This is a genomic window from Herbaspirillum seropedicae, assembly GCF_001040945.1.
GTDB classification, from domain to species: Bacteria; Pseudomonadota; Gammaproteobacteria; order Burkholderiales; family Burkholderiaceae_D; genus Herbaspirillum; species Herbaspirillum seropedicae.
In genome coordinates, this window is the sequence record NZ_CP011930.1 from 2,149,569 (window position 1) to 2,169,327 (window position 19,759).

General features: G+C 64.4%; 17 protein-coding genes. 10 read left to right on the top strand and 7 right to left on the bottom strand.

All coding sequences use genetic code 11. The features are described 5' to 3' along the window. The first annotated feature begins 31 nt into the window (after positions 1 to 31). The 4 genes from ACP92_RS09415 to ACP92_RS09430 all read left to right on the top strand — a co-directional run bounded on the left by ACP92_RS09415 (position 32) and on the right by ACP92_RS09430 (position 4,870). Positions 32 to 2,089: an NAD(+) synthase gene (locus tag ACP92_RS09415; protein WP_013233896.1), complete on the top strand. Its 2,058-nt coding sequence runs from the start codon at positions 32 to 34 to the stop codon at positions 2,087 to 2,089. A gap of 176 nt (positions 2,090 to 2,265) precedes the next feature. Beyond that, complete coding sequence (locus tag ACP92_RS09420; RefSeq protein ID WP_006463535.1) at positions 2,266 to 2,604, top strand: P-II family nitrogen regulator; 339 nt, start codon at positions 2,266 to 2,268, stop codon at positions 2,602 to 2,604. A gap of 265 nt (positions 2,605 to 2,869) precedes the next feature. Beyond that, complete coding sequence (gene adh, locus ACP92_RS09425) at positions 2,870 to 4,390, top strand: aldehyde dehydrogenase (protein WP_013233897.1); 1,521 nt, start codon at positions 2,870 to 2,872, stop codon at positions 4,388 to 4,390. A gap of 99 nt (positions 4,391 to 4,489) precedes the next feature. Continuing rightward, a complete protein-coding gene (locus ACP92_RS09430) occupies positions 4,490 to 4,870 on the top strand; it encodes a DUF779 domain-containing protein (RefSeq protein WP_041310527.1) in 381 nt (126 codons plus the stop codon). Here the strand turns inward: ACP92_RS09430 and ACP92_RS09435 are convergent. Beyond that, entirely contained in the window at positions 4,851 to 6,878 is a 2,028-nt protein-coding gene (locus ACP92_RS09435) for a sigma-54-dependent Fis family transcriptional regulator (RefSeq protein ID WP_013233899.1), read from the bottom strand. The genes ACP92_RS09430 and ACP92_RS09435 overlap by 20 nt on opposite strands. A gap of 187 nt (positions 6,879 to 7,065) precedes the next feature. On the opposite strand from ACP92_RS09435, the gene ACP92_RS09440 reads away from it, so the two are divergent. Next, on the top strand, positions 7,066 to 8,319 hold the full coding sequence (locus ACP92_RS09440; RefSeq protein WP_013233900.1) for a PA0069 family radical SAM protein: 1,254 nt from the start codon (positions 7,066 to 7,068) through the stop codon (positions 8,317 to 8,319). A gap of 33 nt (positions 8,320 to 8,352) precedes the next feature. Here the strand turns inward: ACP92_RS09440 and ACP92_RS09445 are convergent, their stop codons facing one another. The 3 genes from ACP92_RS09445 to trxB all read right to left on the bottom strand — a co-directional run bounded on the left by ACP92_RS09445 (position 8,353) and on the right by trxB (position 10,483). Then, complete coding sequence (locus ACP92_RS09445) at positions 8,353 to 9,006, bottom strand: Smr/MutS family protein (RefSeq protein ID WP_171941729.1); 654 nt, start codon at positions 9,004 to 9,006, stop codon at positions 8,353 to 8,355. A 69-nt stretch (positions 9,007 to 9,075) separates the two neighbouring features. After that, positions 9,076 to 9,408, bottom strand: coding sequence for an I78 family peptidase inhibitor (locus ACP92_RS09450; RefSeq protein ID WP_041310529.1), 333 nt, complete (start codon positions 9,406 to 9,408; stop codon positions 9,076 to 9,078). A 118-nt stretch (positions 9,409 to 9,526) separates the two neighbouring features. Next, on the bottom strand, positions 9,527 to 10,483 hold the full coding sequence (trxB, locus tag ACP92_RS09455; protein ID WP_013233903.1) for a thioredoxin-disulfide reductase: 957 nt from the start codon (positions 10,481 to 10,483) through the stop codon (positions 9,527 to 9,529). Positions 10,484 to 10,842: 359 nt separating this feature from the next. On the opposite strand from trxB, the gene ACP92_RS09460 reads away from it, so the two are divergent. Both ACP92_RS09460 and lolA read left to right on the top strand, forming a co-directional pair. Further along, entirely contained in the window at positions 10,843 to 13,185 is a 2,343-nt protein-coding gene (locus ACP92_RS09460) for a DNA translocase FtsK (RefSeq protein WP_013233904.1), read from the top strand. A gap of 59 nt (positions 13,186 to 13,244) precedes the next feature. Continuing rightward, positions 13,245 to 13,958 (top strand): outer membrane lipoprotein chaperone LolA, encoded by a 714-nt coding sequence (lolA, locus tag ACP92_RS09465; protein WP_013233905.1) that lies wholly within the window; start codon positions 13,245 to 13,247, stop codon positions 13,956 to 13,958. An 84-nt stretch (positions 13,959 to 14,042) separates the two neighbouring features. Here the strand turns inward: lolA and fdxA are convergent, their stop codons facing one another. After that, positions 14,043 to 14,381, bottom strand: a complete 339-nt coding sequence (gene fdxA, locus ACP92_RS09470) for a ferredoxin FdxA (protein ID WP_013233906.1) — start codon at positions 14,379 to 14,381, stop codon at positions 14,043 to 14,045. Between the two features lie 237 nt (positions 14,382 to 14,618). On the opposite strand from fdxA, the gene ACP92_RS09475 reads away from it, so the two are divergent. Continuing rightward, a complete protein-coding gene (locus tag ACP92_RS09475) occupies positions 14,619 to 15,923 on the top strand; it encodes a replication-associated recombination protein A (RefSeq protein WP_013233907.1) in 1,305 nt (434 codons plus the stop codon). A gap of 3 nt (positions 15,924 to 15,926) precedes the next feature. Here the strand turns inward: ACP92_RS09475 and ACP92_RS09480 are convergent, their stop codons facing one another. Continuing rightward, positions 15,927 to 16,568, bottom strand: coding sequence for an alanyl-tRNA editing protein (locus ACP92_RS09480; RefSeq protein ID WP_013233908.1), 642 nt, complete (start codon positions 16,566 to 16,568; stop codon positions 15,927 to 15,929). Positions 16,569 to 16,665: 97 nt separating this feature from the next. Here ACP92_RS09480 and ACP92_RS09485 point away from each other — a divergent pair, with 97 nt between their 5' ends. Continuing rightward, positions 16,666 to 17,613, top strand: coding sequence for a LysR family transcriptional regulator (locus tag ACP92_RS09485; RefSeq protein WP_013233909.1), 948 nt, complete (start codon positions 16,666 to 16,668; stop codon positions 17,611 to 17,613). Between the two features lie 6 nt (positions 17,614 to 17,619). Here the strand turns inward: ACP92_RS09485 and ACP92_RS09490 are convergent, their stop codons facing one another. Continuing rightward, the gene (locus ACP92_RS09490) at positions 17,620 to 18,243 is read right to left on the bottom strand and encodes an anaphase-promoting protein (protein ID WP_156181769.1); all 624 of its coding nucleotides are present in this window, start codon (positions 18,241 to 18,243) and stop codon (positions 17,620 to 17,622) included. A gap of 189 nt (positions 18,244 to 18,432) precedes the next feature. Between ACP92_RS09490 and serS the strand changes: the two genes are divergently transcribed. Beyond that, positions 18,433 to 19,734, top strand: coding sequence for a serine--tRNA ligase (gene serS, locus ACP92_RS09495; RefSeq protein ID WP_013233911.1), 1,302 nt, complete (start codon positions 18,433 to 18,435; stop codon positions 19,732 to 19,734). Positions 19,735 to 19,759: the final 25 nt, after the last annotated feature.

Here is a 19,759-nt window from a genome sequence, read left to right on the forward strand (position 1 = left end):
GCGGCGACGTGCACGGAGTCCAGAACACGCTATGCAAAGCCCCTTCTTCAATCTCTACAGCCACGGTTTCGCCCGCGTCGCGGTGGCGGTGCCGGACTGCAAGGTGGCCGATCCCGGCTTCAATGCCCAGCGCACCATCGCCCTGGCCGAACAGGCCGCCGCCCGTGGCGCAGTGCTGGTGTCCTTCCCCGAACTGGGCCTGTCGGCCTATAGCTGCGAAGACCTGTTCCAGCAACGCGCCTTGCTCGACGCTTCCCTGCAAGCCCTGCAATCGGTGCTGGAAGCATCCATGCGCATCCCGGCAGCATTGATCGTGGGGCTGCCGCTGAAGGTCGATCACCAGCTCTACAACTGCGCCGTGGTGCTTCATCACGGGCGCATCCTGGGCGTGGTGCCCAAGAGCTACCTGCCCAACTACAGCGAATTCTACGAGGCGCGCCAGTTCAGCAGCGCCGATTGCGCAGTCACGCGCAGCGTGCATCTGCTGGGGCAGGAGGTGGGCTTTGGCAGTCATCTGCTGTTCGAGATCCGCAATATCCCTGACTTCCGTTTCCACATCGAGATCTGCGAAGACGTCTGGGTGCCGATCCCTCCCTCTTCCTTCGCGGCCCTGGCCGGGGCGACCGTGCTGGTGAACCTGTCGGCGTCCAATATCGTGGTGGGCAAGTCGGGCTACCGCCATCAGCTGGTCTCGCAGCAATCGGCGCGCTGCCTGGCGGCCTATCTGTATTCCTCGGCGGGCAATGGCGAATCGACCACCGACCTGGCCTGGGACGGCCAGGCGCTGATCTGCGAGAACGGCGAACTGCTGGCCGAGTCCGAGCGCTTCGCCCAGGGCGGCCATGTGATCTATGCCGATGTCGACCTGGAACGCCTCTCCCGCGAGCGCTTCCACCAGACCACCTTCGGTCAGTCGGTGCGCCGTCATGCCGACGAAGTGCGCCGTTTCGAGGTAGTCGGCTTCGAGGTGCAGATCCCGCAGCAGCAGGCGCTGCCGTTGCAGCGGCGGGTGGCGCGCTTCCCCTATGTACCGGCCAATGCCGAACAGCGCGAACTGCGCTGCCGCGAGGTCTACAGCATCCAGGTGCAGGCGCTGGTGCAGCGCTTGTCCTCGGCGGGGCTGAAGAAGGTGGTCATCGGCGTCTCGGGCGGGCTCGATTCCACCCATGCGCTGCTGGTCTGCGCCAAGGCCATGGACAAGCTGGGCCTGCCCCGCAGCAACATCCTGGCCTATACCATGCCGGGCTTCGCCACCAGCAGCCGCACGCTGGTGCAGGCGCACCAGCTGATGGCGCAGGTCGGTTGCTCGGCGCAGGAAATCGATATCCGTCCCAGCTGCGAACAGATGTTGAAGGACCTCGGCCACCCGTATTCGCGCGGCGAGCCGGTCTATGACATCACCTTCGAGAACGTGCAGGCCGGTGAACGCACCAACCATCTGTTCCGCCTGGCCAACCACCATGGCGCCATCGTCATCGGCACCGGCGACCTCTCCGAGCTGGCGCTGGGCTGGTGTACCTACGGGGTGGGCGACCACATGTCGCACTACAACGTCAACGCCAGCGTGCCCAAGACCCTCATCACCCACATGGTGCGCTGGGTGGCCGAATCGGGTTCGCTGGAACTGAAGCAGCCGGAAGTGCTGATCCACGTCCTGGAAACCGAGATCAGTCCGGAACTGGTGCCAGGCGCCTCCGATGGCGAGCCAGGCCAGCGCACCCAGGACTTCATCGGTCCCTACGAGCTGCAGGACTTCAACCTGTACTACATCCTGCGCTACGGCTTTACCCCCGCCAAGGTCGCCTTCCTGGCGCACAGCGCCTGGCATGACCGCGGGGTCGGGCATTGGCCCGATGGACTGCACGGGGCGCACAACGAATACAGCTTGCCGCAGATCAAGAAGAACCTGGGCATCTTTGTCTATCGCTTCTTCAAGACCAGCCAGTTCAAGCGTTCTTGCGTGCCCAACGCCCCCAAGGTGGGGAGCGGCGGCTCGCTCTCGCCGCGTGGGGATTGGCGCGCGCCCAGCGATGGCGAGGCCACCGTCTGGTTGCAGGATCTGGAAAGGATTCCCGATCTGGAGGGCTGAAATCCACTTTTTACGGTCGCGCTTGCGAAGGAAGGTTGAAAGCTGCGCAAGCCTGATTGACAATGTGCAAGTGGACAGGACGCCACGAGCCTGTCAGTAAAAGAATAACAACGCCTTACCGCTACCCAACAGATCGACAGATCGTTTCTTTACGACATACCAAGAGAGGAATTGCCATGAAACAAGTGACCGCCATCATCAAACCGTTCAAGCTGGACGAGGTGCGTGAATCCCTCGCCGAAGTCGGCGTCACGGGCCTGACGGTCACCGAAGTGAAAGGCTTCGGGCGCCAGAAGGGCCATACCGAACTCTATCGCGGTGCTGAATACGTGGTCGACTTCCTGCCCAAGGTCAAGATCGAAGTCGTGGTGGACGACAAGGTGGTCGAGCAGGCTGTGGACGCCATCATCAAGGCCGCCCGCACCGGCAAGATCGGCGACGGCAAGATCTTCGTGCAGGAAGTGGAGCAGGTGATCCGTATCCGTACCGGCGAAACCGGGCCGGATGCCGTCTGATCCCGACTTTGCGTCATGCATCACCAGAAACCGGCCACCTGGCCGGTTTTTTTACGTCTGCGGCCAGCGGGGAGGGTGTTGCTGACTGTTGCCCGGGCGTGTCACAGGCTGCGCCAGATTGACACAGCGTGACAAGGGCGCTGGCTGCACAGGCGCGTCCACGCTGGGATTCGTGGCTGGCATGCGATTTGCCATCCAGAGGGATGAAGGTCCGCTGCGGCCATGATGGCGGCGGGATTTCAACCATAACCCCAACGGAGACGACATGAACCTGGCAGACATCAGCAAACTCGGCGTACGCGACCCCTTCAAGCAACGTTACGACAATTTCATCGGTGGCAAATTCGTGCCGCCGGTCAAGGGTGAATACTTCGAGAACATCAGCCCGGTGATCGGACGCGCCTTCTGTGAAGTGGCCCGCTCCAGCGCCGAAGACGTGGAGCTGGCGCTGGACGCCGCCCACGCAGCCAAGAAGAGCTGGGGCAAGACCTCCCCCACCGAGCGCGCCAATATGCTGTTGAAGATCGCCGACCGCATGGAAGCCAACCTGGAGCTGCTGGCCACTGCCGAAACCCTGGACAACGGCAAGCCCATCCGCGAGACCATGGCCGCCGACATCCCGCTGGCCATCGACCACTTCCGCTATTTCGCCGCTGCCGTGCGCACCCAGGAAGGCAGCATCTGCCCCATCGACAATGACACCTACGCCTACCACTTCCATGAGCCTCTGGGCGTGGTCGGCCAGATCATCCCCTGGAACTTCCCCATCCTGATGGCGGTGTGGAAACTGGCCCCGGCGCTGGCCGCCGGCAATTGCGTGGTGTTAAAGCCCGCCGAGCAGACCCCGGCCTCCATCATGGTGCTGATCGAACTGATCGCCGACCTGATCCCGCCGGGCGTGGTCAACATCGTGCAGGGCTTTGGCGTGGAAGCCGGCAAGCCGCTGGCCTCCAACAAGCGTATCGCCAAGATCGCCTTCACTGGCGAGACCACCACTGGCCGCCTGATCATGCAATACGCTTCGCAGAACCTGATCCCGGTGACGCTGGAGCTGGGCGGCAAGTCGCCCAATATCTTCTTCGCCGACGTGCTGGACAAGGATGACGACTTCTTCGACAAGGCCCTGGAAGGCTTTGCCATGTTCGCGCTGAACCAGGGCGAGGTCTGCACCTGCCCCTCGCGCGTGCTGGTGCAGGAATCGATCTACGAGCGCTTCATCGAGCGCGCCTTGAAGCGCGTGGCGGCCATCAAGCAGGGCAATCCGCTGGACAAGAGCACCATGATCGGCGCGCAGGCCTCGCAGGAACAGCTGGAAAAGATCCTGTCCTACATCGACATCGGCAAGCAGGAAGGCGCCAAGGTGCTGGCCGGCGGCGGGCGCGAAGAACTGGGCGGCGACCTGGCCTCGGGCTACTACGTCAAGCCGACCGTGTTCCAGGGCAATAACAAGATGCGCATCTTCCAGGAAGAAATCTTTGGCCCGGTGGTCTCGGTGACCACCTTCAAGGATGAAGAAGAAGCGCTGGCCATTGCCAATGACACGCTGTACGGCCTGGGCGCGGGCCTGTGGACCCGGGATGGCACGCGCGCCTTCCGCATGGGGCGTGAGATCCAGGCTGGCCGTGTCTGGACCAACTGCTATCACCTCTATCCGGCGCATGCGGCCTTCGGCGGCTACAAGCAATCCGGCATCGGCCGCGAAAACCACAAGATGATGCTGGACCACTACCAGCAGACCAAGAACCTGCTGGTCAGCTACAGCCCGAAGGCGCTGGGCTTCTTCTGATCCTTCGCTGGTCTCCTTGCAGCAAGGCAGCTTCGGCGCCGGTCCGCTCTGTGCGGCCGGCGCCGTTTTTATCTGGATCATTGAGGCAGGAGGATGCCGATGACAGCCTTACCCCGCGTCACCGCCACCGACGCTACCGTGGATCTGTTGCGACAGTTGAAGACGCGGCATGGCGCGCTGATCTTTTTCCAGTCCGGCGGCTGCTGCGATGGCAGCGCACCGATGTGCTATCCCGAGGGTGATTTCACCCTGGGCGATACCGATGTCTATCTTGGCGACATCGATGGGGTGCCGTTCTACATCGGCGCTGACCAGTTCGAGTACTGGAAGCACACGCAACTGATCATTGACGTGGTCAATGGCAATGGCGGCATGTTCTCGTTGGAGAACGGCAGCGGCAAGCGCTTCCTGACGCGCTCGCGGCTGTTTACCGATGAGGAGTATGACGCCCTGGCCCCGCTCAGTGCCCGCGTGACTTGAGGCGCCGGTAGATGGTATTGCGCGACACGCCCAGGGCCTTGGCGGCGGCGCTGACATTGCCGGCGTGGGTGCGCAGGGCCCGTTCGATCGCGGCCCATTCATTGTCCTGGATGGACAGGCAATCGCTGCGCACGGCGTGCATGGTGTGCATGCCGTCGTGTAGCGCACCGGGTGCGCCTGCCTCTTCCAGGAAATCATCGGGCAGGTGATGCGGACCGATGGCCTCTTCGCCTTCGGCCATGGCCAGCGACGTGCGGACCAGGTTGGCCAGCTGGCGCAGGTTGCCGGGCCAGTGGCTGGCCAGCAGCAGCGCCTGTGCTTGCGCGTCGAAGCGCGGCGCGTGGGGGCCGCCTTCGTCTTCCAGGATGCGTTCGATCAGCTGGGGGAGGTCGCTGCGGTCCCGTAGCGCCGGCAGCTTCACCTGCAAGCCATTGATGCGGTAGTACAGATCTTCGCGGAAGGCATGGCGCGCGGCCATCTCGCGCAGCGGCTGATTGGTCGCGCAGACCAGTGCGAAATCCACCGGGATGACGCGCTGGCTGCCCAGCGGCGTCACGGCGCGTTCCTGCAGCACGCGCAGCAGCCGGCCTTGCAGGGCCAGGGGCATGTCGCCGATCTCATCCAGGAACAGGGTGCCGCCGTGCGCCTGGGCGATCTTGCCCAGCGCACCCTTGCGCCGTGCGCCAGTGAAAGCGCCGTCTTCATAGCCGAACAGTTCGGCTTCGATCAGGTTTTCCGGGATGGCCGAGCAGTTCACTGCGACGAAGGGGGCCGCGCCTGCGCGGTTCTGGCGGGCGCCAAAGCGTGCACTGTCGCCATGGATGGCTTGCGCCAGCCATTCCTTGCCGGTGCCGGTCTCGCCGGTGATGAGGATGGGGATGTCGCGGTCGATCACCCGGCGCAGCTTGGCAATGATGGCGCTCATGCGTACGTCCCCGGTATCGAGCGCCTGCAGGTCCGGTCGCCGTTGGTGGCGCGCGCGCTGTTGGGGCGGCGACGGCGGCGGGGTGGTGGTATTGGGCGCAGGCGGGAGCAGGCCGGGCGCATCGATGACGGCCTCGCGCGCGGCCTGGAAATGCTGGTCGCGCAGGCGCAATTCGGCGCGGCCATGGATGCGGATGCCATTGTGCAGGCACAGCTCCAGCAGGCCCGGGGCGGCCTTGCGATGATGCTCGAACAGCAGCGACAGCGGCACCCCGAACAGTGAAGCGAAGGTATGCGATTGCAACGCCGCCAGGGTCAGGCCCAGCTGGAACTGCGCGCTGCGATTGGCCGCCAGGAAGCGACCGCCCGGCGTGAAGCTGACGATGCCTTCGACCAGCGTGCCGACGAATTCGGCGCGGCTGTGGAAATGCAGGGTGATGCAATCAGGAAAGCTGCCGGCCAGCAGGTGATTCTCGATCATCTGCGCCGACATGCGCACCAGCGCCATGGTGTGCTTGTGGAAACTGCCGCATTCACCCGAGACATCCAGCACCCCCAGCACCTGGCCGCGATGGTCGAAGATGGGGGCGGCCGAGCAGGTCAGGAAGCGATTGGCGTCCAGGTAATGCTGCTGGGCGTGTACGGTAGTGGGCTTCTGCTCGAACAGCGCTGTGCCGATGGCGTTGGTGCCGCGCAGTTGCTCGGACCAGCGCCCTCCCGGCCCAAGGGCGACGCGATCGGCCTTGGCCAGGAAATCGCTGTCGCCGAGGGTATGCAGGATGGTGCCTTCTGCATCCGACAGGATCACCATGCTGTGGGTATTGCGGATCTGGTCGTAGAGGGTTTCCATGACCGGGCGGGCGTGGCCGGAGAGGGTCTGGTTGGCTTCGAGGGTCTGCGCCAGGTCGGCGCGCGAGAGCGAGTCGAGGTCGGGCCGCTGGCCGCGCATGATGCCGTAGGACGAGCTGCGCTGGTGAGAGCGCTCGATGGCCTGCAGATCCGGCACGCCATCGGTGCTGGCCTGCACAAGCGGCGAGGTGCCCAGCAATGCACCGGCGCTGGGCCGGTTTGCCTGGTATTGCATCCTTGTCTCCTTGGGACCTCTGGCGGTCCTTGTTCCCCCTTGTGGTGACTTTCTTCTCTGTTGGGAAGCTGAGGGTGAACTAGCATAACCGATTAATGCGGCAGCCGGACAAATTGAAACAGCATTTGCAGGGCCGTCCAAGTGAAGGCAGAATACTGTATATAAATACAGTATTGTTGAGCTTCCGGTGGCCTCCTTCCCCAAATTTCCACAGGGCATCGCCCAGCCTTTCCCGACCCAGCCAGCGCCCACGGCAGAGGACGATCCTACCCTCACGCCTGCGACCTTCATCCATCGCAGCCAGGTAGCCCAGAAGGGCCGGGGTGCGGTCACCAACCTGCGGGGGCGCTATGAATCGGTGAGCCGGGAAGAGTTCGATGATGGCTGGCAGCCCATGCGCTGGGCCGAGGGAGAGGGTGCTGCCGCGCTTGAGCAGGACGAGGAGCCGGCGCGCCTGAAGACCATCGTCACCGAAGAAACCGCCAAGTCCATCATCAGCCGCAATACTTCGCCGGACCTGCCGTTCTCGCTGTCCCTGAATCCCTACCGGGGCTGCGAACATGGCTGCATCTACTGTTTTGCCCGTCCATCGCACAGCTACCTGGGGCTTTCGCCAGGCCTGGACTTCGAAAGCCGGCTGGTGGCCAAGACCAATGCGCCCGAGCTCTTGTTGCGCGAGCTGGCCAAGCCCTCCTACCAGCCCGACACCATCACCGTGGGCATCAATACCGACGCTTATCAGCCCATCGAGCGCGAACGCCAGCTGACCCGGCGCATTCTGCAGATCCTGCACGATTGCGAAAACCCGGTTGCCATGATCACCAAGTCCGCCCTGATCGAGCGCGACATCGACTTGCTGGCCGCCATGGCCGCCAAGGACCAGGCCATCGTGGCCGTCACCATCACCACGCTCGATCCCGCCATCGCCCGCACGCTGGAGCCGCGCGCGGCCAGCCCGGCGCGGCGCTTGCGGGTGATCCGCACCCTAGCCGAGGCGGGCATCCCGGTGAGCGTGTCGATTGCGCCGGTGATTCCCTTCGTGACCGAACCTGATCTGGAGCGGGTGATGGAGGCGGCGGTAGAGGCGGGCGCACGCCAGGCGGGTTATATCGTGCTGAGGTTGCCGTGGGAGGTCAGCCCGCTATTCCGGCAATGGCTGCAGGCGCATTTCCCCGACCGGGCGGCGCGGGTGATGAATCGCATCCAGGACATGCGCGGCGGCAAGGATTACGACGCCGATTTCGCCACCCGCATGCGTGGTACGGGCGTGTGGGCCGACCTGTTGCAGCAGCGCTTCGAGAAAGCCAGCCGCCGCCTGGGCATCCATCATCGCAACCGGGCGTTTGCTACGCTGGATGCGAGCTGCTTCAAGCGGCCGCAGTGGGCGCCCCAAGCGCCGCGGCAGCCAGCCAGGTCGGACGGGCAGATGGATCTGTTCTGATGCGCAGCTTGCCGGTGGCCGATGGCGGTTCGGTCAGGCCCGCTCGCTGGACTTGAGCAGCACTACCAGCGCCCCCGCGCCACCGTCGGCCGCGCGGGCCTGGCAGAAGGCCATGACTTCATCCTTCTGGGCCAGCCAGTTGCGCACCTTGTGCTTGAGTACCGGCTCCTTGTTGACCGAGCCCAGGCCCTTGCCATGGATCACCCGCACGCAGCGCAATCCGCGCCGACGCGACTGGCGCAGGAATTCACCCAGCGCCTCGCGGGCCTGGTCGCGCCGGTAGCCGTGCAGGTCGAGCTGGGCCTGGATCACCCAGTTGCCGCGCCGCAGCTTGGAGAGCACGTCCATGCCCACGCCAGGGCGGGCGAAACTGAGGTTTTCGTCGCTGTCCATCAGTGTGTCGATGGTGAATTCGTCGGAGAGCGACTCCAGCAGCGCCGCCTGCTCATCGGCCAGGTGCTGGCGCGGGATGGGCAGGGGAGCGTCGGGCAAGTGAAGCGCCTTGTCGATGGCCTTGCTGCGCAGCGGCGCGATCTGGCCGATGCTGTTGCGGAAGAGGTTGGCCTCTTCGCGGATCGCTGCTTCCTGGCGCGCGCGCTCGGCCAAGGCCAGCGCACGCGCTTTTTCCTGCTCTTGCAGGTCGCGGCGCAATCCCTTGAGCGCCGCAAAATCCTTCATAGTCGCCATGACAGCCACCCCAACCCTGTAGCGAATTTGTCCCTGAGCGGGCTACTGTAGCAGAAGCTGGCGCAGTCTTCAGCCGCAGGCCAGCTTGATGATGACGCCGCCCGGATCGACGTGGATGTTGAGCCGGCGCGGATTGAAGTCCATCGTGGCCGCGTCGCCGGGCTTGAGCACCCGTGTTTCCTGGGCGCCGGACTCGGCCGCCGCCTGGCGTTCCACATAGCCGCTCAGGTCTTCGCCTATCCAGCGCTGGACCTTGCCGGCGTCGCACTGGCTGGCGGCAGCATCGGCCGGATCGGCGGCGGCAGTGGCCTGCGGCTCGCGCGAGGCGCTGCAGGCGGCCAGGATGCCGCCCAGGGCCAACAGGGCGAGAGCGACGGTGATGGCGGACGCGGAACGGGGCACGTTGTTTTCCTTGGGGAAAGAGGGAGTTGCCGGATTGAAAACAAAAAAGCCGGGACGATCTCCTCGTCCCGGCCCTTGGATGCTCCGTCGCGCTGCGAGTTCTCGCAGCGCAGCAAGATTATTCCAGTCCTTCCAGGTAGCGCTGTGCATCCAGCGCGGCCATGCAGCCGGTGCCGGCGCTGGTGATGGCCTGGCGGTAGACGTGGTCCTGCACGTCGCCAGCGGCGAAGACGCCGTCGATGCTGGTAGCCGTGGCAAAGCCTTCGGTGCCGGTGCGGGTCTTGAGATAGCCGTTCTGCATCGACAACTGCCCTTCGAAGATGCTGGTGTTGGGCTTGTGGCCGATGGCGATGAACAGGCCGTGCACTGGAATCTCGGTGATGGCATCGTCCTGGGTGGACTTGATCTTGATGCCGGTCACGCCGCTGTCGTCGCCGACCACTTCATCCAGGGTGTGGTGCCACTGGATGGCGATCTTGCCTTCGCTGACCTTGTGCAGCAGGCGGTCGATCAGGATGGGCTCGGCGCGGAACTTGTCGCGACGGTGGATGATGGTGACCTTGCTGGCGATGTTGGAGAGGTACAGCGCCTCTTCCACGGCGGTGTTGCCGCCGCCGACCACGGCCACTTCCTTGCCGCGGTAGAAGAAACCGTCACAGGTGGCGCAGGCCGACACGCCACGGCCCATGAAGGCTTGCTCCGAGGGCAGGCCCAGGTATTGCGCCGAGGCGCCGGTGGCGATGATGAGGGCGTCGGCCGTGTACTCGCCGCTGTCGCCGATGAGGCGGAAAGGGCGCTCCGACAGCTTGGTGGTGTGGATATGGTCGAAGATGATCTCGGTCTTGAAACGCTCGGCATGCTGCAGCAGGCGCTGCATCAGCTCGGGGCCTTGCACGCCCAGCGGGTCGCCCGGCCAGTTTTCGACGTCGGTGGTGGTCATCAGCTGGCCGCCTTGCTCCACACCGGTGATGAGCACCGGGTTGAGGTTGGCGCGCGCGGCGTAGACGGCGGCGCTATAGCCGGCGGGGCCGGAGCCGAGAATCAGGACCTTGGCGTGTTTGGGCGTCGTGCTCATAAGCTACTCTTCGTATGTTGTGGGTTCGCCTCCCTAGCTTGAGGCGTGACCCGGGATTTCAATTCCTGACCACGGGCGGACTGCGCAGCCATTCAGGAGACGGGATTCACACGGGCAAACGGACAAACGGATTGCCGCGCTGCAAAACGGGTAAGATTATAGTCCAAGCCCTCCTGCGGGCCGATGGAATTACGCTATGCCGGCGATAGCCGCAGGGGGCCGCGCAGGCAACACAGCAACAGAAGAACGATTACCGTCGGCACCGGTCAGTGCAGCGTAGGACGCCTCTGGCCGGTAAAACCGCGAAGCGCCAATTCAATGCCGTTACAATGGCGGCTAGTTTTTTTTGCACGGAAGTTATGTCGAAGACGAGTCAAGCCCACATCCGCAACACCAAGGCGCCGGCGCCCCCCATGCCCAGCCGTCTGGTGCGGCTGTTATCCGAGGCGCGCTGGCTGGCGCTGTCCGCCTTGCTGGTCTACCTGGTACTGATCCTGCTGAGCTATTCCAAGACCGACCCCGGCTGGTCGGTGGCCAGCTCGGTGCCGCGCGTGGGCAACTGGGGTGGTCGCGTGGGCGCCTGGATGGCCGACCTGATGCTCTACATCTTCGGCTTGTCGGCCTGGTGGTGGTGCGTGCTGGCCGCCCGCTCGGTGTGGACCGGCTATCGGCGCCTGTCCAATCGCTTCCTGGTGGCCCAGCCGGTGGAACCTGAACACCAGCAGGAGCCGCTCATCCGCGCCGTCGGCTTCGTCTTCATGCTCACCGGCAGCATGGGCATCGAATTCACCCGCATGCATCGCTTTGCCCCCAAGCTGCCGCACTCGTCCGGTGGCGTGCTGGGCGAGATGATCGGTTCGGCCGTGCAGCCCACCTTCGGTTTCACCGGTTCCACGCTGCTGCTGCTGATGCTGTTCGGCCTGGGCTTCTCGCTGCTGTTCCATGTCTCGTGGCTGGCAGCGGTGGAGCGCATCGGCGGACTCATCGAGGATGGCCTGTTCTGGGTGCGCGACTTCTTCGCCGCCCGGGCTGACCGCAAGGCTGGCCAGGAGGCTGCCGTCAAGCGCGAGGAAACCGTGGTGCAGGAGCGCGCCAAGATCGTCGAAGCGCCGCCCATCCGCATCGAGCCGCAGATCGTGGAGGTGCAGAAATCCGACCGCGTCCAGAAGGAAAAGCAGACCAGCCTGTTCGACGACGTCAGCACCGACCTGCCGCCGCTGTCGCTGCTGGACGAGGCCCCGCCGTCGCAGCAGACGGTGTCGGTGGAAACCCTGGAATTCACCAGCCGCCTGATCGAGAAGAAGCTCTCCGACTTCGGCGTCGAGGTCAAGGTGGTGGCGGCCTATCCCGGCCCGGTGATCACCCGTTACGAGATCGAACCAGCCACCGGCGTCAAGGGCAGCCAGATCGTCAACCTGGCGCGCGACCTGGCGCGTTCGCTGTCGCTGACCTCGATCCGCGTGGTGGAAGTCATCCAGGGCAAGAATTACATGGGCCTGGAATTGCCCAACCCCAAGCGCCAGATCGTGCGCCTGACCGAGATCCTCGGCTCCAAGGTCTACAACGACAGTCATTCCAGCCTCACCGTGGCGCTGGGCAAGGATATCGCCGGCAACCCGGTGGTGGCCGACCTGGCCAAGATGCCCCACCTGCTGGTGGCCGGCACCACCGGTTCGGGCAAGTCGGTGGGCATCAACGCCACCATCCTCTCGCTGCTCTACAAGTCCACCCCGCGCCAGGTGCGCCTGATCCTGATCGACCCCAAGATGCTGGAACTGTCGATCTACGAAGGCATCCCGCACCTGCTGGCGCCCGTGGTGACCGACATGCGCCAGGCTGGCCACGCGCTGAACTGGGCGGTGGAAGAGATGGAGCGGCGCTACAAGAAGATGTCCAAGCTGGGCGTGCGCAACCTGGCCGGCTACAACCAGAAGATCGCCGACGCCGAAAAACGCGGCGAGAAGATCCCCAATCCCTTCAGCCTCACCCCGGACGCGCCGGAGCCGCTGGAGCAGCTGGAAACCATCGTCATCATCATCGACGAACTGGCCGACCTGATGATGGTGGTGGGCAAGAAGGTGGAAGAACTGATCGCCCGTATCGCCCAGAAGGCGCGCGCAGCCGGTATTCACCTGATCCTGGCGACCCAGCGTCCCTCGGTGGACGTCATCACCGGCCTGATCAAGGCCAACGTGCCGACGCGCATCGCCTTCCAGGTCTCCTCCAAGATCGACTCGCGCACCATCCTCGACCAGATGGGTGCGGAAACCCTGCTGGGCATGGGCGACATGCTCTACAACCCGCCGGGTACGGGGCTGCCGGTGCGTGTGCACGGCGCTTTCGTCTCGGACGATGAAGTGCATCGCGTGGTGGAACACCTCAAATCCCAGGGGGAACCGAATTACATCGAGGGCATCCTAGAGGGAGGCGTGCTCGAAGACGCCGACGGCGGCGGCAGCGGTGCTGCGGCTGGTGGAGCCGGCGGCGGCGAGGGCGACGAGATGTACGACCAGGCCGTGGCCGTGGTGCTCAAGCATCGCCGCGCCTCGATCTCGCTGGTGCAGCGCCACCTGCGCATCGGCTACAACCGGGCCGCTCGCCTCTTGGAGCAGATGGAGCAGAGCGGTCTGGTCTCTACCATGCAATCCAATGGCAACCGTGAAATCCTGGTGCCGGCTGGCGCCAGCGATGCGGCCGAATAAGTCGGTCGAATAAGCAGGTCGCCCCCGGCGGCGGCCACCTCAAGAAGGAATCAAATAACATGGACAATTCCAGAAACGCATCTCGCCTGCGCGCCGCGCAAGCGCCTGCCTCCACGCTGCGTCGCCGACTGATGGCCGCCGGCCTGTCGGCCCTGGTCGTGGCCGGCGCCATCACCATCACGGCCTTGACGCCGGGCCGCGCCTCGGCGGCCGCATTGGACCAGTTCAAGCAATTCGTCAGCAGCACCCAGTCCGCCAAGGGGGCATTCACCCAGCGCATGGTCAGGACCGAGAATGGCGCCACCAAGGTGGTCAACACCTCCAGCGGCAGCTTCGTGTTCTCGCGCCCGGGCAAGTTCATCTGGACCTACCAGAAACCGTACGAGCAGGTGATCCAGGCCGATGGCGAAAAACTGTTCATCTACGACAAGGACCTCAACCAGGTCACCACCAAGAAGCTGGGCAATGCGCTCGGCTCTTCGCCAGCCGCCATCCTGTTCGGCAGCAATGACCTGGAAAAGAACTTCACCCTCAAGGAAGCCGGCGACAAGGACGGCCTGGAGTGGCTGGAAGCCGTCCCCAAGAGCAAGGACACCACCTTCGACCGTATCGGCATCGGCTTGAAGAATGGCACGCCGGTGGCCATGGAATTGCATGATTCCTTCGGCCAGGTCTCGCTGCTCAGTTTCGACAGCTTCGAGAAGAATCCGCCGCTGAAGGTCAACAGCTTCAGCTTCACCATCCCCAAGGGCGCGGACGTCTTCAACAACTGAAGCTGTTCTGTCGGGATCGGCTGGCAAGAATGAAGACAGCCCCGCAGGCGTATGCTTGCGGGGCTGTTTTCCTGTTGCCCTGGGTCAGGCCTGCGGCTGTTCCAGCAGCGGCAGCTTGTCCGCCACGTCCTTCCATTTCTCGTGCCCGGGCAGGGGCGGCTTGGCCTGGGTGATGGGCTTCCAGCCCGGCTGCCGGGACAGCCGGGCATTCAATTGCTCGAAGTGCGCCAGGGTCGCCGGCAGGTCGGTCGCGTTGTAGATCGCCCCCACCGGACACTCCGGCACGCACATGGAGCAATCGATGCAGCCGTCCGGGTCGATGACGAGGAAATTCGGGCCTTCCACGAAGCAGTCCATCGGGCAGACGCTGACGCAATCGGTATATTTGCACTGGATGCAGGAATCGGTGACGACGAAGGGCATGGAGAAGGCTTGGTGAAGAAAAAGGCGCAGGCCGCATTCTAACCGCTGGGCCGGATGGCTGCAGGCGTCGCCCATTGCCCCCGGGGCCGCCTGCTGCGTTAGACTACGGCCTTTGGTGAACGCGTCGGGCAATCCGGCGCTGCGCCCGCATCCTGATGAATATGAACTTTATTTCCCCAGCCGCCCTGCAGCGGTCCTGCTTCCTCGTTGCTTCCAGTTCTGTGGAGGAGCGCCCTCATGGCTGACCTGTTCGCCCAAGAGCCCGCCGCGCCGCTGGCCGAAGCGCTGCGGCCCAAGACGCTCGACGAAGTCATCGGGCAGTCGCACCTGCTCGGGGAAGGCAAGCCGCTGCGCCTGGCCTTCCAGTCGGGCAAGCCGCATTCGATGATCTTCTGGGGCCCGCCGGGCGTAGGCAAGACCACGCTGGCGCGCCTGACTGCGACGGCCTTCGAGTGTGAGTTCATCGCCTTGTCGGCGGTGTTCTCGGGTGTGAAGGATATACGCGCAGCCATGGAGCAGGCCGAGCAGAATCTGGCGATGGGCAAGCACACCATCCTGTTCGTCGATGAAATCCACCGCTTCAACAAGTCCCAGCAGGACGCGCTGCTACCCTATGCGGAAAGCGGGCTGGTGACCTTCATTGGCGCGACCACCGAGAACCCTTCCTTCGAGGTCAATTCGGCGCTGTTGTCGCGCGCCCAGGTGTATGTGCTCAAGTCGCTCACCGATGAGGAGCTCAAGCAACTGCTCAAGCGTGCGCAGGACAAGGCGCTGGGTGATCTGCAATTCGACCAGCAGGCCACCGATACGATCATCGGTTATGCCGATGGCGACGCGCGCCGCTTCCTGAACCTGCTGGAGCAGACCGATACGGCAGCGCGCACCACCGGCACGCGCCTGGTGACTGCGGAATTCCTGCAGAATGCGCTGACTCTCAACAGCCGTCGCTTCGACAAGGGCGGCGACAACTTCTACGACCAGATCTCGGCCCTGCACAAGTCGGTGCGCGGCTCCCACCCGGACGCCGCGCTGTACTGGCTGACCCGCATGCTCGATGGCGGCGCCGACCCGCGCTACCTGTCGCGCCGCATCGTGCGCATGGCCTGGGAAGACATCGGCCTGGCCGATCCGCGCGCCATGCAGATCGCCAATGACGCCGCGCTGACCTACGAACGGCTGGGCAGCCCCGAGGGCGAGCTGGCGCTGGGCCAGGCAGTGATCTACCTGGCCGTGGCGGCCAAGAGCAATGCCGGCTACAACGCCTATAACGCCGCGCGCGCCTTCGTGAAGCAGGACAAGAGCCGGGAAGTGCCGGTGCACCTGCGCAATGCGCCGACCAAGCTGATGAAGGAGCTGGGCTATGGGCATGAGTATCGCTATGCGCATGATGAGCCCAATGCCTATGCGGCCGGTGAGACCTATCTGCCGGACGGCATTGAGGAGCCGGGCTGGTATCAGCCGGTGCCGCGCGGGCTGGAAATAAAGATCGGTGAGAAGCTCGCCACTTTGCGCCAGTGGGATGAAGAGGCCCGCAAGGACTAGGCGTCAGTTGACCACGTCGTAACGAACCGACACCTCACCTTTCTTGATCCGCACGGATTGAATGCGGATCTGCCCGATCTCTCCCAGAGCGGCCACATGCGTCCCGCCACAAGGATAGGCGGGCAAATCCCCAAAGCCGATCTGCCGCAAGCCGTCTTGCATCGCCATCACGCAGGGCAGGTCCTGCGCCAGCAAGGCATTGCAACGGCGCTCCAGTTCCGCCGGCGCCAGCTCTTGCGCCGCGGCCTCTGTCGGGGCAGCCACGCCCACCACGCGCGCTTCTCCCGGCCAGTGGTGGGCCTTGGTCGGCGTCCACCCCAGTTCGGTCATGACCTGGCCAATCACATGGCCCGCCGAATGCAGCCGCGCATGCAGCTGGCGCGGCTGGGCATCGACCAATGCGACGGCTGGGCCGGGTGCGACGGGGGCGGTGGTGTAATGAACGACGCCGTCACTTTCACTGAGCACGCGCAGCACCTCGACCTCAGCGATCCAGCCGGTATCGCTGGGCTGGCCGCCGCCTTGCGGATGAAAGGGCGTGGCGGAGAGCCGGATGGCGTAGCGGCCATCTTCCTGCGGGGTGCAGTCCAGTACGTGGATGTCGGCGCGCAAGGCGCGGTCGGTGAGGTAGAGGCGTTCTGTCATGGCGAGGCTTTCCGATTGGCTGGCAGCAAGTGCCCTGCATTGTATCGATCGGCTGGAGTTGCGATAATCCAGCTCCTGAGCAAATGATCTTTGCACCATGAGCACAAATCAAAGCATCGCGCTGCTGAATGAAATGGCGGTTTTCGCCAAGGTGGTGGAGACCGGCAGCTTTTCGGAAGCGGCCCGCCAACTGGGCGCCACGCCCTCAGCCATCAGCCGCGCCATCGCCCGGCTGGAAAAGGCCCTGGGCACCCAATTGCTGCAGCGGACCACCCGCAAGCTGCGCCTGAGCGAGAGCGGCCAGGACATCCACGCCCGCTGCCGCGACATGCTCAACGCGGCCCAGGCCGTGCTGGCGGTCTCCGGCGCGTTCGACGCCGAGCCGCAGGGGCAGGTGAGGGTGAGCGTGCCCAAGGCGGTGGGGCATGCGCTGGTGCATCCACATGTGCCGGATTTCCTGGCCGCGCATCCCAAGGTGGACGTGCTGCTGCGGCTGGAAGACCGCTATATGGACCTCATCGACGATGAGGTCGACCTGGCCATCCGCATCACCGATCATCCGCCACCGGGCCTGATGGGACGCCGCCTGATGCGTATCGATCATCTGCTGTGCGCCACGCCGCACTACCTGGCCACTCACGGTACGCCAGCCCATCCCCAGGCCCTGAAGGAGCATAGTTGCATCTATCTTGGCGAATCGCCGGCGGATGCGCGCTGGCGTTTCCGCCGGCAGGGAAAGTCGGTCAATGTCGAGGTGCGGGGACGGTATGCGGCCAACCATACTGGCGTGCGGCTCGATGCCGTGCTGCGCCATCTGGGCATTGCCAGCCTGCCGTATTTCATCGCCAGGCCGGCGCTGGAGGAGGGCAGTCTGGTGCAGGTGCTGCCGCAATGGAGCTTCAGGACGCACTACTGTGGCGAGCTGTGGGCGCTGTATCCGGCCACGCGCCATCTGCCGCCGCGCCTGGGCGCCTTCGTCCAGTTCCTGGCGCAGCGGCTGGCGCAGGAGCCGACCCTGGCGGGCGGCGGCAAGGCGGCGCGCTGAGGGGGCTCAGGCGGGCTGGCGGCTCCAGACATGGAAGCTGCCTTCCATGGCCGACATGGCGGCGATCACGGTGCTGTAGTTCTGGTCGTTGTCATAGCCGGGCAGGCGCTGCTTCATGGCTTGCATCAGCTCTTCCAGGCCGTCGGCGTCGTTCGGGACCAAGATGCCCTTGATGCCTTCGGCGCTCTGGCCCGAGAGTATCCATTCGGGTTGCGGCAAGTGGCCTTCGCTGATACGGATGGTCACGTCCTTGACCTCTGCCCAGGCGATGCCTTCGCGCTTGGCGCCGCGCACCATGGTGCGGATTTCTTCGTCATCGAATTCGACGCTGATCTTGCGCGCCTGCTGCGCCGCCAGCCGGGCCGGAGACAGCTCGGCGGCGCCCGGAGCCTGTACCTTCCAGTCGCTCTTGCGCGCCTTGGGCGGGACGAAACGGTTCTTGATCTGCTGGCCGAAGGCAAAGGCCGCGCCGAAGGAGAGGCCGGCGATCAATCCGTAGAACAGGCTGGCGTCGTTGGACATGTAATGGATGCCGGCCCATAAGCCCAGGGCGAAGGCGGCTACCAGGCCCAGCAGGGAAAACAGGACGGGGACGTCGCGCGGGGCGCGGGGATCTTGCGGTGCAGACATGGTGAAAGGGACAGGGTCTCTGGATGGCGGAATTGGCCGAATGGTAACCCGCCCGGATAGGCCCCGGATACCCCCGGCCCGTGCTGAAGTGGCATTTTCTTGCGAACTGGCGTCGCTGGAGGCCCGTGGTGGCCGCCTGACTTGGTACAATCGCGGTTTCGAGCACCAAACCTATCGTATTTTCTTCCCATGATCGACATCCAACTCCTCCGTAAAGACATCGAGAACGTCGCGGCCCGCCTGGCGGCCCGCAAGTTCGTCCTGGACGTGGCCGGCTTCAATGCGCTCGAAGCCGAGCGCAAGCAGATCCAGACCCGTACCGAAGAACTGCAGGGCAAGCGCAACAGCCTGTCCAAGCAGATCGGCATGCTCAAGGGCAAGTGCGAAGACGCTTCCGCAGTGATGGCCGAGGTCAACGGCATCGGCGACGAGTTGAAGGCTTCGGCCACCCGTCTGGAAGAAGTGCAGCAACAGATGAACCTGTTCCTGCAGGCGGTACCCAATCTGCCGCACGAATCGGTGCCGGTGGGCAATGACGAGAGCGGCAACGTCGAGCTGCGCAAGGTCGGCACGCCGCGCCAGTTCGACTTCGAGATCAAGGATCACGTCGATGTCGGCGCTGCGCTGGGCCTGGACTTCGATACCGCCACCAAGCTGACCGGTTCGCGCTTTGCCGTGCTCAAGGGCGGCATCGCCCGCCTGCACCGTGCGCTGGCGCAATTCATGCTGAACACGCACACGATGGAGCATGGCTATACCGAGTGCTACACCCCCTACATCGTCAACGCCGACAGCCTGCGCGGCACCGGTCAGCTGCCCAAGTTCGAGGCCGACCTGTTCGCGGCCAAGAAGGGCGGCCAGGAAGGCGAGGCCGAGAATGCCGCGCTGTACCTGATCCCCACGGCGGAAGTGCCGCTGACCAATTTCGTGCGTGACGAGATCGTGGCCGGCGATGCCTTGCCGATGAAGTTCACCGCCCATTCGCCTTGCTTCCGCTCGGAAGCCGGTTCCTACGGCCGTGATACCCGCGGCATGATCCGCCAGCACCAGTTCGACAAGGTGGAAATGGTGCAGATCGTCCATCCGGAGCAGTCCTATGACGCCCTGGACGAGATGCTGGGCCACGCCGAGACCATCCTCAAGAAGCTCGGCCTGCCGTACCGCGTGATCACCCTGTGCACCGGCGACATGGGCTTTGGTGCGGCCAAGACCTATGACATCGAAGTCTGGCTGCCGGCGCAGAAAACCTATCGCGAGATCTCTTCGGTCTCCAACTGCGAAGCCTTCCAGGCGCGTCGCATGCAGGCGCGTTTCCGCAATGCCCAGGGCAAGCCGGAACTGCTGCATACGCTCAATGGTTCGGGCCTGGCCGTGGGCCGCACCCTGGTGGCCGTGCTGGAAAACTACCAGCAGGCCGATGGCAGCGTGGACATCCCCGAGGCCCTGCAGCCCTACATGGGTGGAGTAACCCGGCTCGTGCCGGGCGCATAAGCGCTCAACCCTGCCGCGTTTCCGC

Bases quoted from the DNA above. Each gene is read 5' to 3' on its own strand.
- ACP92_RS09415 (WP_013233896.1), top strand. From the start codon at position 32: ATGCAAAGCCCCTTCTTCAATCTCTACAGCCACGGTTTCGCCCGCGTC.
- ACP92_RS09420 (WP_006463535.1), top strand. From the start codon at position 2,266: ATGAAACAAGTGACCGCCATCATCAAACCGTTCAAGCTGGACGAGGTG.
- adh (WP_013233897.1), top strand. From the start codon at position 2,870: ATGAACCTGGCAGACATCAGCAAACTCGGCGTACGCGACCCCTTCAAG.
- ACP92_RS09430 (WP_041310527.1), top strand. From the start codon at position 4,490: ATGACAGCCTTACCCCGCGTCACCGCCACCGACGCTACCGTGGATCTG.
- ACP92_RS09435 (WP_013233899.1), bottom strand. From the start codon at position 6,878: ATGCAATACCAGGCAAACCGGCCCAGCGCCGGTGCATTGCTGGGCACC.
- ACP92_RS09445 (WP_171941729.1), bottom strand. From the start codon at position 9,006: ATGGCGACTATGAAGGATTTTGCGGCGCTCAAGGGATTGCGCCGCGAC.
- trxB (WP_013233903.1), bottom strand. From the start codon at position 10,483: ATGAGCACGACGCCCAAACACGCCAAGGTCCTGATTCTCGGCTCCGGC.
- ACP92_RS09460 (WP_013233904.1), top strand. From the start codon at position 10,843: ATGTCGAAGACGAGTCAAGCCCACATCCGCAACACCAAGGCGCCGGCG.
- lolA (WP_013233905.1), top strand. From the start codon at position 13,245: ATGGACAATTCCAGAAACGCATCTCGCCTGCGCGCCGCGCAAGCGCCT.
- fdxA (WP_013233906.1), bottom strand. From the start codon at position 14,381: ATGCCCTTCGTCGTCACCGATTCCTGCATCCAGTGCAAATATACCGAT.
- ACP92_RS09475 (WP_013233907.1), top strand. From the start codon at position 14,619: ATGGCTGACCTGTTCGCCCAAGAGCCCGCCGCGCCGCTGGCCGAAGCG.
- ACP92_RS09480 (WP_013233908.1), bottom strand. From the start codon at position 16,568: ATGACAGAACGCCTCTACCTCACCGACCGCGCCTTGCGCGCCGACATC.
- ACP92_RS09485 (WP_013233909.1), top strand. From the start codon at position 16,666: ATGAGCACAAATCAAAGCATCGCGCTGCTGAATGAAATGGCGGTTTTC.
- ACP92_RS09490 (WP_156181769.1), bottom strand. From the start codon at position 18,243: ATGTCTGCACCGCAAGATCCCCGCGCCCCGCGCGACGTCCCCGTCCTG.
- serS (WP_013233911.1), top strand. From the start codon at position 18,433: ATGATCGACATCCAACTCCTCCGTAAAGACATCGAGAACGTCGCGGCC.